Below are 592 nucleotides of genomic sequence, written 5' to 3' on the forward strand. Positions count from 1 at the left end.
TCGCCGTCAGCGCCTGCCGGAACTCCACGATCTTCGGAATCGCGAGCAAGCTCGCTCCACCGACGCCCGCGATCAGGCCGACCGCGGCACCCGATACCTGGATGAGCTGCTGCGCCCACTGAGGCAGCTCGTTGTACCCGTCCACGAGACCCGTGAGGCCCTGCACGAACTCGCGGAGCGGGCCGTCCACGCCGTCACCCATGACGATGAAAGCAGTGTCCAGAGCGCCCGTGAACGCCTCCCAATCACCCTTCAGATTGTCGAGGCGAGTCCGGGCAGTCTCCGTCGCGTACCCCTGCTCGTTGAGGCGCTTGATCCACGCGAGCATGCCCTTCTCGCCCTCGCTGTAGAGGACATTGGCACCACGCACCGCGTCAGACCCGAACATGACCGCCATGGCCGCGTTACGCGCCTCCGGGGTCAGATCCTTCATCCGCTCCTTCAACTGGCCGGAGAAGTTCGCGAGCCCTACAAACTGGCCGTTCGCGTCATACGCGGAGATGCCGAGTTCCTTGAACTTGTCCGCTGCCTCCTTCGACTGCGGAGTGAGGCGCTGAAGCATCGTCTTCAACGACGTACCCGCATCCGAGCC

At 64.5% G+C, this 592-nt stretch carries 1 protein-coding gene; it reads right to left on the bottom strand.

The annotated features are described in order from the left end of the window. Positions 1-562: phage tail tape measure protein (locus ACI3KW_RS23215; protein WP_404850056.1), on the bottom strand; the 562-nt coding region annotated here is incomplete at its 3' end. Positions 563-592 lie beyond the last annotated feature (30 nt).

Source organism: Devosia sp. ZW T5_3, assembly GCF_044987315.1.
Classification (GTDB): Bacteria; Pseudomonadota; Alphaproteobacteria; order Rhizobiales; family Devosiaceae; genus Devosia.